This is a genomic window from Pseudozobellia sp. WGM2, assembly GCF_017810075.1.
GTDB lineage: Bacteria > Bacteroidota > Bacteroidia > Flavobacteriales > Flavobacteriaceae > JADNYK01.
The window spans coordinates 223696-240641 of sequence record NZ_JADNYK010000004.1; the positions used below are offsets into that span (position 1 = coordinate 223696).

General features: G+C 39.5%; 13 protein-coding genes. 10 read left to right on the forward strand and 3 right to left on the reverse strand.

Annotated features, from left to right (window positions below; translation table 11 throughout):
- Nucleotides 1-91 precede the first annotated feature (91 nt).
- The 4 genes from IV512_RS10825 to IV512_RS10840 all read left to right on the forward strand — a co-directional run bounded on the left by IV512_RS10825 (nt 92) and on the right by IV512_RS10840 (nt 6757).
- On the forward strand, nt 92-2299 hold the full coding sequence (locus IV512_RS10825) for a bifunctional alpha,alpha-trehalose-phosphate synthase (UDP-forming)/trehalose-phosphatase (RefSeq protein WP_209403232.1): 2208 nt from the start codon (nt 92-94) through the stop codon (nt 2297-2299).
- A 261-nt stretch (nt 2300-2560) separates the two neighbouring features.
- Nucleotides 2561-3718 carry a nitrate/nitrite transporter gene (locus tag IV512_RS10830; protein WP_209403235.1) on the forward strand — a complete coding sequence of 386 codons (1158 nt, stop codon included), beginning with the start codon at nt 2561-2563 and terminating at the stop codon, nt 3716-3718.
- A gap of 10 nt (nt 3719-3728) precedes the next feature.
- Complete coding sequence (locus tag IV512_RS10835) at nt 3729-5066, forward strand: M28 family metallopeptidase (protein ID WP_209403237.1); 1338 nt, start codon at nt 3729-3731, stop codon at nt 5064-5066.
- 74 nt (nt 5067-5140) lie between these two features.
- A complete protein-coding gene (locus IV512_RS10840) occupies nt 5141-6757 on the forward strand; it encodes a M1 family metallopeptidase (protein ID WP_209403239.1) in 1617 nt (538 codons plus the stop codon).
- A gap of 98 nt (nt 6758-6855) precedes the next feature.
- Here IV512_RS10840 and IV512_RS10845 read toward each other — a convergent pair whose 3' ends face one another.
- Nucleotides 6856-10260 carry a ThuA domain-containing protein gene (locus IV512_RS10845; RefSeq protein WP_209403240.1) on the reverse strand — a complete coding sequence of 1135 codons (3405 nt, stop codon included), beginning with the start codon at nt 10258-10260 and terminating at the stop codon, nt 6856-6858.
- Nucleotides 10261-10383: 123 nt separating this feature from the next.
- Between IV512_RS10845 and IV512_RS10850 the strand changes: the two genes are divergently transcribed.
- The 6 genes from IV512_RS10850 to IV512_RS10875 all read left to right on the forward strand — a co-directional run bounded on the left by IV512_RS10850 (nt 10384) and on the right by IV512_RS10875 (nt 14683).
- A complete protein-coding gene (locus IV512_RS10850; protein ID WP_209403242.1) occupies nt 10384-10965 on the forward strand; it encodes a YdeI family protein in 582 nt (193 codons plus the stop codon).
- A 102-nt stretch (nt 10966-11067) separates the two neighbouring features.
- On the forward strand, nt 11068-11760 hold the full coding sequence (locus IV512_RS10855) for a DUF2490 domain-containing protein (RefSeq protein WP_209403244.1): 693 nt from the start codon (nt 11068-11070) through the stop codon (nt 11758-11760).
- Nucleotides 11761-11855: 95 nt separating this feature from the next.
- On the forward strand, nt 11856-12494 hold the full coding sequence (locus tag IV512_RS10860; RefSeq protein WP_209403246.1) for a YceI family protein: 639 nt from the start codon (nt 11856-11858) through the stop codon (nt 12492-12494).
- Between the two features lie 183 nt (nt 12495-12677).
- A complete protein-coding gene (locus tag IV512_RS10865) occupies nt 12678-13274 on the forward strand; it encodes a superoxide dismutase family protein (RefSeq protein ID WP_209403248.1) in 597 nt (198 codons plus the stop codon).
- A 6-nt stretch (nt 13275-13280) separates the two neighbouring features.
- Complete coding sequence (locus tag IV512_RS10870) at nt 13281-13880, forward strand: RNA polymerase sigma factor (RefSeq protein ID WP_371743287.1); 600 nt, start codon at nt 13281-13283, stop codon at nt 13878-13880.
- The gene (locus IV512_RS10875; protein ID WP_209403250.1) at nt 13880-14683 is read left to right on the forward strand and encodes an anti-sigma factor domain-containing protein; all 804 of its coding nucleotides are present in this window, start codon (nt 13880-13882) and stop codon (nt 14681-14683) included. The genes IV512_RS10870 and IV512_RS10875 overlap by 1 nt, the downstream gene beginning before the upstream one ends.
- A 63-nt stretch (nt 14684-14746) precedes the next feature.
- Here the strand turns inward: IV512_RS10875 and IV512_RS10880 are convergent, their stop codons facing one another.
- Both IV512_RS10880 and IV512_RS10885 read right to left on the reverse strand, forming a co-directional pair.
- Complete coding sequence (locus tag IV512_RS10880; RefSeq protein ID WP_209403252.1) at nt 14747-15850, reverse strand: MBL fold metallo-hydrolase; 1104 nt, start codon at nt 15848-15850, stop codon at nt 14747-14749.
- A gap of 39 nt (nt 15851-15889) precedes the next feature.
- Nucleotides 15890-16939 (reverse strand): VOC family protein, encoded by a 1050-nt coding sequence (locus IV512_RS10885; RefSeq protein WP_209403254.1) that lies wholly within the window; start codon nt 16937-16939, stop codon nt 15890-15892.
- Nucleotides 16940-16946 lie beyond the last annotated feature (7 nt).

A 16946-nucleotide genomic window follows, 5' to 3' on the forward strand; every position in this document is an offset into this window, starting at 1 on the left:
ATTGATTCATACGGGCACCGAATTGTTATTGCCCTTCTTTTTCCCGAAATTTAGAGAAATAAAGTTCAAATCAACACAAAAATTCCAATTTATGGGCAAAACTATAATAATCTCAAATAGACTCCCCGTTCAGTTACAAATTAGCAACGGAAATATAACTGCAATACCAAGTGTTGGCGGATTGGCCACCGGCATGAAATCGGTTCATTCAGGGGGTGATAGTCTTTGGATAGGTTGGAGCGGACTTACAGATGAAGAAATACCGGAAGAACTTTCACCTAAAATCGATGAAGCCCTCAGTGAACATGGTTCTTCGAAAGTAAACTTGACATCGAAAGAAATCGATGGGTTCTACTACGGTTTTAGTAACCGCACAGTTTGGCCATTATTCCATTACTTTTTAGAGTATTCAGAATTTGAGCTGAATAATTGGGATATTTATAAACAAGTCAACCAGAAATTCGCAGATGCCATATTAGAGGCAGCCGATGATGATGACACCATATGGGTTCATGACTATCAATTGATGCTGGTTCCGCAAATGGTTCGGGAAAAAAAGCCTGATATTTCAATCGGCTTCTTCTTACATATACCTTTTCCCTCATTTGAAATATTCAGAACCTTGCCTTGGCGTGAACAAATACTTGAAGGCTTGCTCGGTGCCGATCTCATCGGGTTTCACACCTATGATTATGAAAGACACTTTTTAAGTTCGGCGAGAAGATTGTTGGGCCTTGAGGTGAGCTTTAACGATATTCATCTTGACGACAGGGTTATCAAAGTAGATTCCTTTCCGATGGGTATTGATTACAAAAAATTTAATGAGGCAGCTAAAAAGAACGAGAGCACCACGCCTAATGATCAATCAGAACTACAACAGAGACTCTATAAGCATAAAAGTGCAGATCCAGAAGCGAAATTTTTTCTTTCTATCGATAGGCTTGATTATACTAAGGGTATTGCCAAAAGACTCAATGCATTTGAATACTTTTTAAATAAGTACCCCGAATATAAAGAAAAGGTCAGACTGATAATTTTAGCTGTACCATCAAGATCAAATGTACCCCAATATCAATTGCTAAAACGGGAAATTGACGAATTGGTAGGTCGCATAAATGGTGAGTTCTCTACCGTAAGCTGGACGCCGATTTGGTATTTTTATCGATCGATGCCCTTTGAGAACCTCATCGATCTCTATACCACCTGTGATATAGCTTGGCTTACCCCCATACGAGATGGTATGAACTTGGTTGCAAAAGAATATATCGCCACACGAACAGACCAAACCGGTGTCTTAATCTTAAGTGAGATGGCAGGTTCGGCCAATGAAATGAACGAGGCACTTTTAATTAACCCGAATAATTTCGAACAAACTGCCGACGCCCTTCGAGAGGCGATAACAATGCCCAAAGAAGAACAGCAAGAGAGAAACGCCGTTTTACAGAAGCGATTGGCGCGTTATAATGTCGAGAAATGGGCCAATGATTTTATGGATTCATTACTCAATCAAAAAGGAAAAGACTTTAGCCATGTAGCTAGAAAGTTATCTGTTGATTTGATGAACACCATAGTTGATGACTACAAGGTATCGAATAAGCGTCTATTGTTCATTGACTATGACGGTACGCTGGCAGGTTTTCACAAAGACCCCCAAAAAGCCTCACCCGATGAAGAACTGTATAAGCTTTTAGATAGCATCTCATCGCAAGAAAATACTGAAATGTTCTTAATCAGCGGTCGCGATAAAGAAACCTTTACCAAATGGTTTTTGCCAAAAAAATATAATATGATCGTTGAACATGGAGTTTGGATTTCAAGAGGAGGTGAAGAATTTAAAATGTTGGAAAAAGTCAAAAAAGACTGGATGGAAAAAATACTACCTGTACTTGAGTCATTTGTAGATAGAACACCCGGAAGTTTCATTGAAGAAAAGAACTATTCTCTAGCTTGGCATTATAGAAATACAGACCCCGATTTCGGACAGAAAAGGGCTACCGAGCTAAATACCGTGTTGACCAGTTTGATTGGCACTGATGATTTAAGCGTTCTTAATGGTAACAAAGTAATGGAAATAAAGAGTAGCAATGTAAATAAGGGCCGTGCTGCCATGCGTATGTATGCCGAACAGAACTACGACTTCGTATTTGCCATTGGTGATGATTGGACGGATGAATTTATGTTCATGGAGCTGCCAAAAGACTCGATTACCGTTAAGGTCGGCAGACAGAAGACGAATGCAAGGTATTATGTTGAAAGCGTGAAAAACGTAAGAGCTTTACTTGACCGTTTTATATATTGAATGAAATAAACCCTAAAACGGAACTTTTAACGGAAGAACAATTTTAATTAACGAGGGCCACATTTATCGGTCCTCGTTTTTTTGATTTATATATGATAAGCTCCTTTTTATTCTAAATCGATACATTAAATCAAGTAATGTACTGTACTGTAATGGGCGACATAATTGACGACAAAGTAAAACAGGAAACCTATGATAGTTGCAGTTCATAGTTGAATAAGTAGTAAAATTGCAGTAGAAATCCATTCTGAACCAACCCGATTGAAGCCCAAAAAGCATATACTACCCATAATTATAATTGCCCAATTTGCTTGTACATCGGTATGGTTTGCCGGCAATTCGATAGTAAATGAATTAGCCCAAGTTACAGGTTTCGGTAGTGAACTAATCGGTTACATTCTTTCTTCTGTACAATTCGGTTTCATTTTGGGCACACTAACTTTTGCACTTTTGACGATTGCCGACCGATTCTCTCCTTCAAAAGTATTTTTGGTCTGTGCAATTCTTGCCTCTGGGTGTAATATACTATTACTTGCGGGAGGTATTTCAAAAATAGGTCTTCTAGCCGCACGTTTTGGTACGGGATTTTTCTTGGCCGGTATTTATCCGATAGGCATGAAAATAGCGGCAGACTATTATGAAAAAGGATTGGGTTTGGCACTAGGGTATTTAGTGGGTGCCCTAGTTTTCGGAAAATCGCTTCCATACTTCATAAAGAGTCTACAATGGGGCAATTATGAGTCGGTAGTACAAGCTACCTCAATTTTTACAATATTGGGTGGGTTACTACTATGGTTGACCGTACCTGATGGACCATATAGAAAAAAAGGTAAAAAGTTAAGACTAAAAGCGGGGCCCGAACTTTTTAAAATTATCAATTTCAGAAAAGCTGCTTTTGGCTATTTCGGCCATATGTGGGAACTGTATGCCTTTTGGGGATTCTTGCCTTTTGCTATTATAACTTTTAATCGTATTTCTGGTGAAACACTCTATGTACCGTTTTACACTTCACTTTTAATTGCCGCAGGAGGCCTGGGTTGTATTATAGGGGGTTATTTTTCAATAACACATAGTAGCAAAAAAGTGGCATTTTTAACCCTTCTAATCTCGGGCTTGTGTTGTATGTTCTCTCCCATTTTTTACCATCTTCCCGCCTATCTTTTCTTGACACTTTTCGCCTTGTGGGGTTTTATGGTGGCAGCTGATTCCCCACAATTTTCAAGTATGGTAGCATCGGCTGTTCCTGTGGACTTAAGAGGCACCGCGCTAACTTTGGTCAATTGTTTAGGTTACATTATAAGTATTTTGAGTATCGAATTGATATCGCTACTCTCGAAGACTTTTCGTGCCGAGTATGTATTTGTTATTTTAGCTATCGGGCCCATATTCGGCTTGATACATCTTCGCAATCACAAATAAATTATGAGAAATGACAAAAAAATTAGTTTTATTTAATCTATTTTCTCTCTGCTTAACATCAATCTTTTCACAGTCTGATAAAGACATTTATAAAATTATCGATGACCTATCGGCCAATCGTATTGAGGCGGATATTACAACTCTGGCCAATTTTGGAACTCGGCATACCTTAAGTGATACTATTTCTGATACTAGGGGTATTGGCGCTGCTCGACGATGGATTAAAACAGAATTCGAAAAAATATCAAGTGATTGTAGTTATTGCTTGAAAGTTTTCTATCAAAAAAATTTGGTAAAAAAAGGTGATAACAACCGAATTACGAAAGATGTATACATCGTGAATGTAGCTGCTGTAAAGAAAGGAACCAAATACCCGAATCGTTATATTATAATGAGTGGTGATATTGATTCTAGGGTCAGTGACCCGAACAATTTTACTGCTGATGCGCCTGGAGCGAATGACAACGCAAGTGGAATGGCCGGTACCCTAGAAGCCGCAAGAGTGCTTTCTAAATACGATTTTGAAAACAGTATTGTTTTTGTTGGTCTTTCAGGAGAAGAGCAAGGACTCTATGGTGGTAAGGGGTTTGCGGCCTATGCTAAAGAAATGGGGTGGGAAATCATCGGCATTTTTAACAATGACATGATCGGCAACATCAAGGGTGTTGACGGCATCATCAGTAATACTGATTTCAGAATATTTTCTGAACCTGTACCCGTTACAGAAACCGAAGAAGAGCGTAGGGCAAGACGTTACTATGGTAGTGAAGTAGATGGTATTTCTCGACAACTGGCTCGCTATGTACATAGAACAACTAATACCTATATGCCTGAAATGAATCCGATGCTAATCTATCGCCTTGACCGTTTTGGTCGTGGCGGGCACCATCGCCCATTCAATGATACCGGTTTTGCAGGTATTCGTATAATGGAAGCCCACGAAAACTACACACAACAGCACCAAGATGTTAGAACCGAAAATGGAATCGAATATGGCGATAAAATCAAATATGTCAATTTTGAATATGCTAGAAAATTAACGGCAGTGAATGCTATAAATTTGGCTTCATTGGCTTGGTCACCCCCTGCTCCAAGCGAGGTGAAGATAGGAGGAATCGTAGAAGCATCCGCTAAATTTGAGTGGAGTCCGGTGACAGGTGCTACTGGTTACAAAATTTATTGGAGGGATACTACTTCCCCTACTTGGGACTATAGTCGCTTCGTAGGTGATGTAACCGAGCATACTTTAAAAGGAATAGTGCTCGATAATTTTTTCTTCGGAGTGTCCGCAGTAGGAAAAAATGGTTTTGAGAGTCCTGTGGTTTTTCCGAATTCCATCATTCGCTAAATAATAGTTTTGAAATTGACCCTAAATTAGTAGACTCCCACACTAGTTCAGTGTGTTTCAAAAAAATTCTAACTATGAACAATAAAATAGCAACATTTATAATTGCATCATTATGCATGTATTCTTACTCACAAGAATATACAGAACAAGATACCTTGCGTGGTAGTATCACTCCCGAACGAGAATGGTGGAATTTGAACTACTACGATTTATATGTAGATGTAAATGCTGACGACAAATTCATCTCAGGTAGTAATACCATTCGCTATGAGGTTTTAAAACCCCTTCAAGTTCTTCAAATAGACTTACAGCCTCCAATGACTATCGACAAGGTTACACAAGAAGGAAAAACTCTCGATGTTGAACATAATGGTAATGCACATTTTATCCAATTAAAGAAACCTCAAAAAAGAGGTCAGTATAATCAGTTGACCGTTCAATTTTCCGGCCACCCTAAAGAGGCGGTTCGCGCACCTTGGGACGGTGGATTTTCTTGGAAAAAAGACTCGAACGGCAAAAACTTTATCGCTACATCAAACCAAGGCCTAGGTGCCAGCGTGTGGTGGCCCAATAAAGACCATATGTACGATGAAGTTGACAGTATGTCTATACGTATTAAGTCGCCACGCGGCCTTATGGATGTATCTAACGGAAAACTTATAAAGACCGATGAAGAAACCAATACCTATCATTGGTTTGTAGCCAACCCTATCAATAACTATGGAGTAAATATAAACATCGGCGACTATGCCCATTTTAGCGAGAAATATGCGGGCGAAAAAGGATCTTTAGACATGGACTATTTTGTTCTCTCTTACAACTTGGAAAAGGCAAAAGAACATTTTAAAGATGCTGCAAGAATGATGGAGGCTTTTGAATATTGGTTCGGTCCCTACCCTTTCTACGAAGACGGTTTTAAATTGGTTGAAGTGCCCTATTTGGGTATGGAACATCAGAGTTCGGTCACCTATGGAAATAAATACTTGAAAGGTTATTTGGGCAGAGATTTATCCGGAACAGGATGGGGGCTAAAATTTGACTTCATTATTATTCATGAAGCAGGCCATGAATGGTTTGCAAACAACATAACATACAAAGACATGGCCGATATGTGGATTCATGAAAGCTTTACTGCCTACTCAGAAAATCTTTTTCTTGATTACCACTATGGTAAAGAAGCCGCTGCAGATTATGTAATCGGTACCAGAAATAACATTTTAAACGATGAGCCCATAATAGGCACATATAACGTAAACGCTCAGGGTTCAAAAGATATGTATTATAAAGGTGCCAATATGCTTCATACGATTCGTCAGTTGATAGATGATGACGATAAATGGAGAGAAATATTGCGTGGTCTAAACAAAACCTTCTATCACCAAACGGTAACGACGAAACAGATAGAGAACTACATTTCAAAGCAATCGAATATTGACCTATCTAAAATCTTTGACCAGTACCTTCGAACATCTCAAATACCTGTCTTTGAATATAAACTATCGAACGGCAATTTAAAATACAGGTATGTTGATATTGTTGTTGGCTTTAAAATGCCATTATCTATTTCTATCGATGATAACGATTTTATGGTTACCCCCTCTCAAGAATGGAAAACAAAGCAAATCAAAGATTCGATAACGGGAACATTGAAGGTGGACAGAAACTACTATGTGAACGTACGTAAATTGTAACTCAAAGAGTTAAGTTTGTTCCCCAAAATAATAAGTAGAAAAAGAGGCCGATGATTACATCGGCCTCCGTAGTTATAATTGAATTGAGTTATGTCAATCTATTTTCCTGAAAATTTTATTGACGTAACGGCCATCTGACCGGGAGACTCACCATCATTGGGTTTATAGACCACATAAAGTTTATCCGCTTTCACATCTGTTGATTCACTCAGGTCGATTTTAATTGCGCCTCCTTTCTGATCTTTAGAAGGTGTTGGCATGCTTCCCTTGCCCAATAAATCTCCATCAGGTGAGTTAAGACGAAGCTCTAAATCAATTCCGTTATTCGGAGCTTCTTGCCAACCCGCCATAACTGTCGCACTTTCAACTCCTTTCAAGTCAATATTTTCGAGAGCAAACCAACCTCCATTTTCAGGTAAAACTAATAGTTTCATCCCTCCAAATGAAGCATAAGAGAAGCCTTCGGTCGTCGTAGACTCAGAAAAACCAACAGTACTACCTTGTAGGGCAATTGATTTTACTCCTGTAAGTGGTTTAACTCCCGCAACACCTTTATCGGTATAACTCGCAGTCAATATCATAGCATTATCACTTGGAGAGGGCTTGGGCATTATAACACCCTTTAAAGGCAATGATTTCTCTTTTGCACCACTATCCGCCAAAGACAAAATATAGGCTGCGATCTGCCTAGTCTCATCTTCGGTAATATTAGGGTGCGCCGCCATTGCTGCTTCGCCCCAAACTCCGGAACCACCTGATACAATTTTCTTTTGAATGTAACGATCGGCCCCACGATCGTTCTTATACTTATCCGCTATGTCTTTGTAACTTGGTCCAATTGACTTTTCTGCTTCTTTGTGACATGCTTTACAATCCATCCCCTGTGTAAGCGCCTTACCTGTAACCGATGCCGATACCTGCTGGTGGCCCTGAGATTGGTTCACTTGGTCTAAGCCTTCCATATAATCTACAGATACAAAGACGTTCGTAGCATCGATTTCTTCACCTCCATCAGGGTCGGTAACCGTCACTTCATAGCTGACCGGTGTTCCCGCTATAAAGAAGGTTGAATTGCCTCCTTTAAGATCGATATTAATTTCAGGTCTGGCATTTCCTGCGACCACTGTTGTTGCCTCGCTTATTGCCACAGCATCCTTAGCGTCTTTGACCTCTACCGATATTTTATATTCACCTCCACTTGTATAAGTGTGGGTCATTTTAGGTTCGTTGGTTTCTTTGGTTTCACCGTTACCTAAATTCCATAGATAAGAAACGGCATCGCCTTCTAAATCTTTGGCTGAAACATGGGCCGTGACCGTTAGCGGAAGAACACCGGTATGTTTATCAACTATCATATTATCGATCATAGGAGGTCTATTGCCACCATTATATTCGATATAGCTCAAACCGGAATCATCATTTTGGGAAAACCATCCACTACCGTATTCCAGCAAGTAGATTTTACCATCAGGTCCCAATTCCATATCAATTAAATTACGTAAATCGATATCAGGGGCGAAAGGCTCCATTTTATTGAAGGTTCCGTCTTCGAAAAGAGAAACTGCCATCATCCAACCCCGCATCCATTCATAAATAATTGTTTTTCCGTCATAGTAATCCGGTGGTCCGCCACCATCGGTGAACATATCGGAATAATAAGTCGGCCCTGCCATTGCATTTCGACCACCACTCCCCACTTGTGGAAATTGGGAGGTCCCCCCGTAAGGGTAATAGATATACGCTGGTTTCGCCGGTGGAAGTTCGCGTAAACCTGTATTGTTCTTAGAATCATTTATAGGATGCTCGGGGTCAAATAACTCACCCGATTCACCGGTCTTGTAATCATATTCCCTATACGCATAATTATCACCTATAAACAACGGCCAGCCATAATTACCGGCTTCTAGTGCCAAGTTCATTTCATCGTAACCCTTTGGGCCTCGAGTAGCTAAAGAGTCGTTGGCTGCATCTGGACCGACTTCACCCCAAAATAAATGACCTTTCTTGGGGTCTACAGAAATTCGGTATGGGTTTCGGTGACCCATCGTATAAATTTCAGCTCGTGTTTTATCCATTCCCTCCGGAAAGAGATTACCTTCTGGAATATCGTAGCTGCCATCTTCATTAACTTTGATTCGAAGAATTTTACCCCTAAGATCATTGGTGTTGCCTGAAGAGCGTCTTGCATCGTATTGTTGATGGTCAGGGAGGTCGTTCAGGGGAGCAAAACCACTATTTACATATTTGACTTCTTTTTCGTTGAAGGGCGTTGAATTATCTCCTGTTGATAGATATAAAAGTCCATCGCCACCGAAAGCAATTGAACCACCGGTGTGGCAGCATATCTCACGTTGAGAATCAACATCGAGAATCACTTGCTCAGAAGACATATCAAAATCACCATTTTTAAATTTGAAACGAGATAGTCTATTTATTGATTTGTCGCCAGTAGGCGCATAGTACACATAAACCCAATTATTAGTAGCGAAATCCGGGTCCTTTTGAAGTCCCATCAATCCCTCTTCGGCATTAACACCAGGAGTGTTCAGTGTTTTGTGATAAACATCTAGTTTAGCCACTTGCGTCATTTCTTCGGTCTCGGCATTGTAATGCATGATTTCGCCTCGACGTTGCCCGACAAGTATATTATGATTAGGTAAAACCGTCATTTCTGTAGGCTCAAAAAACTCACCGCCGACTAATTGCACCTTAGAAAAGCGATTGCTATCAGGCGGTAATTGTGTGGTAACCTTATTGTAATCAAGAACCTCATTTTCGCCTATGGCATATTGTATGCCACCTAAAATATGCTTTAGAAACAGGTCTTCGGAATAACTCTCCGATGTGTGGCCAGCTCCCGTATAAAATGCCCTACCGCCATCATATTCATGATACCAGGCAAATGGATGGTTTTCGCCATTCTTACCGCCATCGTAGGTCGACTCATCAACTTTCATTACCACGTTGACATCCGCATTCAATTTTGTGTAATTATAGATTTCATCACTTCTGTGCCAAACAGAGTCGGTAAAATGTTTGGTGGCTATAAAGTCCTTATCCGTAACAATAAAATCGGCTTCTGGCGTTCCTGCAGGGTGATTAAGAAATTGGGCGCCGACCAGCTTTGTATACCACCCCCAATCGTATTCGGTATCTGTTGCGGCATGAATACCAACGTAACCGCCACCTGCTTGCATATATCTTTCAAATGCGGCTTCTTGTTTGTGGTCAAGAACGTTCATGGTAGTACTTAAAAAAACAATGGCCGAGTACTGTTTTAGATTTTCTTCGTTGAACAGTTCGGAGTTTTTCGTAGTATCTACTACAAATCCGTTTTCTGCCCCTAATTTTTGAATGGCCGTAATTCCATCGGGAATAGAGGAATGTTTAAAACCCATAGTTTTGGAAAACACCAGAACTTTGGGTTTTCCATCTCGTTGGTTTCCACAGTTGGCAAAAACCAAACCTAGAATTACCAGAACGGCAATCGTAATTTTTTTCATGTAAGAGTTGATTTGTCTGAATAGTTTAATAGAATCGCTAAAAATAAGGATTCACGACCTATCACCCCAAGTTTTTTATGTAAAATGGTATTTTTATTGGAATAATTGAGAATTTCACAAGCTATGAAGGAAATGGAAGAATATTACTTTAAAAACACCAAAGAATGGCGCTCATGGCTCGAGATCAACCACACCCAAACGCAGGGTATATACCTCATTTTTTATAAAGTCGATCATGGTAATGAAAGTATGCGATGGGAAGAAGCCGTTAGAGTAGCCCTTTGTTTTGGCTGGATAGATAGCACCGTCAAAAGTTTAGGCGATGGTAAAAGGCGTCAATATTTTTGCCCCAGAAAGTCAAAAAGTGTTTGGAGTAAACTGAACAAGACCCATATTAAAGAACTGAAGGCCTTAGGGCTAATGCACAAAAGTGGGTTGAAGTCTATTGAGGTTGCAAAGAAAAATGGGTCGTGGGCAGCTTTAGATGCAGTTGAAAAAGGCGTAGTTCCGAATGATTTACAAAAGAGGTTTGACCAAAATATCGAGGCCTTAAAAAATTTCAAGAATTTCACACATAGCCAAAGAAAATCTTATCTCTATTGGCTCAACCAAGCCAAAAGAGAAGCTACCCGAAACAAAAGAATAGAAGAAATTGTACGCTTATGTGGTCTCAACATTAAATCACGAACTCCCAACTCTCGTTAACAGATTCAGAATTTCTGAAAATTTAGGTTTGCCTTAACAGTTGCGCTACTACGCTCCCTACAGAATTTCCTATTTTTAGGGTCGAAAAAATGAATCTATATAATGACCAATAAAACTTTATTTCTCTTATTACTATTTCTATCCTTTAAATTGTTTGCACAAGAAACCGGTGAAAACAAACTCGGCTCTTGGCATATGTATTTCGGAACCAATAAAATCTCAGATAAACTGAGTCTACACACCGAAGCACAGTTAAGATACTACGAAAATGGAAAAAATTTTAATCAGCTGTTATTGCGTACAGGGCTCAACTATCATATAAATCCTAATGCCATTGCAACTCTAGGTTATGGGCATATCACCACAGATGGTACTTTTGAAGAATTTCCTGATGAGACCAATTCAATAGAGCATCGTATATTCGAACAGTTTATTTTGAAAAATAAGGTTTGGGAGTTCAATTTTGAGCATCGGTATAGGCTTGAGCAACGTTTTATTGATTTTGGTGATCGTAACGATACCCAACATAGAGCTAGATATCGAATTCAGTTGACCCTACCCCTAACCGATATATTCTTTTTAAATTTTTATGACGAGGTGTTTTTAAACCTGCAAGACGAGGTGTTCGGGCAGAACAGACTTTATGGCGCTTTGGGCTTGAACGTAACCCATAATCTAAGTGCACAAGTGGGCTATCTTAAAAATCATTTTCCCTCGGCGAATTTCGACCGTCTACAAATAGGTGTTTTTTATAACCCGGACCTAAGATCACTGTTCAAAGATAAAGAAGAGTAGTATCAACCTTTTAAGTTTATAGAATACCCGATTACTGTAGTTCAATAAGTACCTTTATCTTATAATTTAACAACCACCTAAATATTAAGAACAAAATGAAACAAATCAAATTATTAGCCCTCGGCATTCTGCTTATTGGTTCTTTGAGTTGCAAAGAGACCAAAAAAGGCCAATCGGAAAATGCTACGGAAACTTCTGAGGCAAAGGAACAATTTTCATTGGTAAAAGACTCTACGAAAGTTAGTTTCACAGCCTATAAGACTACTGGAAAATTGCCGGTCGGAGGGCAATTTAAAACGATAGAAATATCTGGGGATGCCGAAGGTAAAACCCCTCTTGAAACCCTTGATGGAGTAGAGTTTAGCATACCCGTTAGCAGTCTCTTTACCAACGATGCGACGGGTACAAGAGACCCGAAAATTCTTGAATTCTTTTTTGGTGTGATGAAAAATACAGAATTGATTTCAGGAGTCTTTAAAGTGGGTGATGCTGAACAATGTTCTATTGATGTTACCTTGAACGGGGAAACTGCTAACATTCCACTCACCCATAAAATGATTTCAGAAACCGGGATATCTTTTGATGGTGTCATGAATCTTGAATCATGGAGCGCCTTAGGTGCCGTAGAATCTATCAACAAAGCATGTGAAGCTTTACATACCGGCGAAGACGGCGTAAGTAAAACGTGGAGCGAAGTTGCCGTGCATGCCGAAGTACTTTTAGAAAAAAACTAATCGCCACGGGCCAGGCTCTCTGATTGCAATAAAAAATCGTCTGTTTCCTCTTAGGAACTGACGATTTTTTTTATGCCAAATTTTAACGCTAACGATAAATATGATGCCGTATAAAACGTATAAGATTGATTACACAACTAATTCTTCTTATTTTTCGACCTAATCCTAAAAACCCTAAAAGATATGAATTACATAAAACTAACGTTTCTTTCCGCTTGCCTGATTACATTGGTCAATTGTAAGGAAACCAAAAAGAATGCTGATAAAGCGGCCGATACCATGGAGACCGAAATGGAAAACATGGCCGAGCCGGAAGAAATGCAAGAAGACAAAACATTAGCTTTATCTGTAACTTCTAAAAGCGACAGCAATGTAAAAGGGGAAGTTACATTTAAAGAAGAAAATGGTGAGGTAATGATGAAGGCTGAATTTAGCGGATTGACCGAAGGTGATCATGCAATTCACCTTCACGAAACTGCCGATTGTTCTGCACATGATGGTAAATCTGCTGGCGGGCACTGGAACCCTACAGATAAACCACATGGTAAATGGGGCGACGAAGCCGGTTATCACAAAGGTGATATCGGTAATTTTGTAGCTGATGCAGATGGCAATGCCACTGTTGAATTCGCTACAGAAGAATGGTGTATCGAATGTGATGATGATAGCAAAAACATTGTCGGTAGAGCCGTAATCGTACACAAAGGCAAAGATGATTTCACCTCTCAACCGAGTGGTGCAGCAGGTGCCAGAGTAGCATGCACCCCAATAACCAAATAATGCTTAATGGGTAAAATCGCCGGAATGGCGATTTTACCTATCTTTATTCACCAATACAACTCAATGGAATTAGACGAATTAGTATTACGTTTCCAGAAAAAAGATGTCATAGCCTTTGAAAAGCTTTATGGCATGTACTGGGAAAATATCTGTGGTGCCATTAATACCATAGTTAAAGATAAATTCTTGGCCGAAGAGATTTGCCAAGATGTCTTCACCAAAGTTTGGAGTAATTCCGAATCATACAATCCCTCAAAAGGCAGATTTTTTACCTGGGTATTGAATATCGCCAGAAATGCCGCTATCGATAAAGTGCGCTCAAAATCCTTTAAAGATCAAAAAAAGAATCTATCTGCAGACTACTTCGTAGGTATTTTGAACAAGGCGGACAATCAACATGAAACGGACGAGAGTCCTATAGATATACCCGCTCTTAAAAAATTGGTGTTAAATCTTAAAGAGAAATGTTTAGAAATTATTGAAATGCTTTATTTTAAGGGTTACACCCAAAAAGAAACATCTCAACAATTAGATATTCCTTTAGGAACCGTCAAAACTAGAAATAGAAGCTGTATTTCTAAATTGAGGGAAAATATTACGGTTTAATGGAAGTAGAAAAATATATCGAATCAGGAATTTTAGAACTTTACGTAGCAGGTGCGCTCACGGAAGAAGAGAATTTGGAGGTATATCAGAATGCGCAGAAATACCCTGAAATTCAGAAAGAGATTTTGGCCATTGAGAAAGCTATTTTAGAGTTGACCAAGGCGGTCTTCCCTAATCTGGTCAATAGAAAAGGTTTCGAAGATATTAGAGTACGAATTGGTCATAGAAAAGAAACCAAGGTCGTTCAACTACCGAAAGAAGAGAAGAGCAACTGGGCGGCTTATACAGGTTGGGCAGCAGCTGTTCTATTTGGTGCTGGCCTACTCTGGTTATACACTCAAAACTCTGAATTGCAGTCTGACATACAGATGGTAGAAGAGCAAAACAGGGTATTGGAAGAACAGATATTCGAAGCGAGAGGTTCACTGACCAGTACCGAAGAATTATTGAATGACCTAAGAGATCAAGATATTTCTGTTATTGCCTTAGGCGGACAAGAAGTTTCTCCCGACTCATATGCGAAGGCCTATTGGAACAAAAGGGAGAACAAAGTCTTTATAGATGCCCAAGGTCTACCAGAGCCACCAGATGGTATGGTCTATCAGGTCTGGTCACTTAAAATGGATCCTTTGACCCCTACCAGTATGGGACTTTTAGAAGACTTTATTTCTGACGACAACAAAGTATTCGTTCTGAACAACCCTAATGAATCGGAAGCTTTTGGTATTACGCTTGAACCAGCCGGTGGTAGTGAATCACCGAACTTAGAGCAGTTATATGCCTTAGGTGCAGTGTCATCATAAAAGTGAAAATTATAAATGTGGAAACCCCGAGATGTTAATTCATCTCGGGGTTTAATTTTTAAACTATTTCCCTTTCCACCATTTGGTATTAGGGAATATTTTTTCCGATAGTATGATGGTTTCCCCTATTTTAGGAGATGTTAGTCTTACATTTAAGACCTCTGCCTTTTTCTCTGCCCGCTCGATGGGTTCTTTCCAATTGTGAAGCCCCAATTTGAACGCTCCCCAATGAATGGGCATAAGCACCTTACTGTTCAAATCGACATTGGCTTGAACTGTTTCTTCGGGCATCATATGTATTTCAGGCCATTGTGCATCATATTGCCCGCACTCAAGCATGGCAATATCGAAAGGACCATATTTTTGACCAATTTTTTTGAAACTCTCATCGTAACCTGAATCACCGCCAAAGAATAAATTGTCTTGAGAGCCCTTTATAACCCAAGAACACCAAAGCGTACTATAACGATCGAACAGGCCTCGACCAGAAAAATGGCGCGATGGAGTGGCTACAAAAGTCAAATTATTAAAATTCACCTCTTCCCACCAATCCAATTCAATGATTTTATCGGGTGATACACCCCATGAGCGAAGGTGTGCCCCTACTCCTAAAGGCACGTAAAATTTTTTGACCTTTTCTTTCAAGCCTTTTATAGACCCATAGTCTAAGTGGTCATAATGGTCATGAGAGATTAAAACGGCATCTAGTTCCGGTAGGTTATCCATTGCTATCGGAAGTGTATCATTAAATCTTTTTGAACCTAAGAAGGGGTGCGGTGCAGGTACATCACCTAACATTGGATCTAGAAAAATCTTATTTCCATCAATTTCAAGCAGAACCGCAGAATGACCGAACCAAGTTAGTCTTGTTTTGTTTTCAGTATTTTGGGCTAAAAAATTTTTGTTCTTTTTAATTACGGGCAGTGAAAAATCAGGCACTTTATCTCCCTTAGTAAAGTATTCAGAACTACGGCCCCAATCGGTTTTTTTCATCACCTCCGTTTTGCTCAGGTTTTTAAACTTACCATCGGAATAATTGGAAGATTTAGATAACCGCTCTTTAAACTCTCCTTTAATTTTTCCCCCAAATTCAGGAGACAAATTGATGAACAAAATAGCAATAAGAATCAGCACGCCAATTATGGAGGCAATAACGGATAGTATCATTTTGAAAATTTGAATGGTATTGGTTTTGGCCGGCACTTTTTAAATATTTTTCGTCTTTCGATGTATGCGCATGGTTTTTACCAGCCAAGCTGGTATAGGTTTCTGGGGGTTTCGCCTTTTCAAATCAATATGGATTCCTAATTTTTTAGATATCGGAACCTTATGTGTTTCGACCAATTCGATTAAAGTACCATCTGGGTCTTCGACATAGGCAAATCTGCCAGCAGCTTCACCCATATCAAAACTTTCTGAGCTATCTACAGTAAAATTTTGGTCGCACTTCTCTGCCTTTTGTTTCATGGCATCCATTCCGTAAACATCAAAACACAAATGAATATAACCTAAATCGCCCCACAATCGATTTTCGAATATTCTGTTCGGTTCTCTTTCCAAAACCTGAATCAATTCAATTTCAGAAGGCCCGTACAATTCGCTAAAACCACCAGCTTCACGTTTACTATGCCTCAACAACACTCTTTTATAGATATGGTTACCCGCCAATAGTGGAAGATCAAAATACGTATCAGTAGGTTTATCGATTACTACATCGTATCCTAATAAGTTCTGGAAAAAATTGGATGACCTTGCTATATCAGAAACTCCGATAATTGCACCCAATACTCCCGAGGAGGTACATTTGGTATTTGTAAAAATATAATCGTTCTCAACAATTTGCACCCAGTTTGACCAAGGATCTTGAAAAAAAAAGTGAGTATTATCAAAAATATCGGAAACCTCCAGAGTTCCTAATTTACGAAGCCTTTCATGCGTGGTCTTTATATTACTAGTTCGAAGTTTCATGACGTTGATTCCCAAATCTCCTAAACTTATATCATTACTTACAGCCGCTGGTAAGCGATTGGTGAACTGCCAAATCTCAAGCCCGCCACCACCTTGCAAGTTCAACGCTAATAATGCGTGCCTTTCTTCTTCTTTCTGATTGGTGTATTGCTTCATTAGAGTAGCTCTGGCCACATCATCAAAAACAAGAATATCGAAGCCTAAATATGTCCGGTACCAGTTAAACACCTCTTTAGCGTTGGCAACGCCAATACCAATTTGCTGAATTCCGTTAATTATATAATTCATTCAAAGG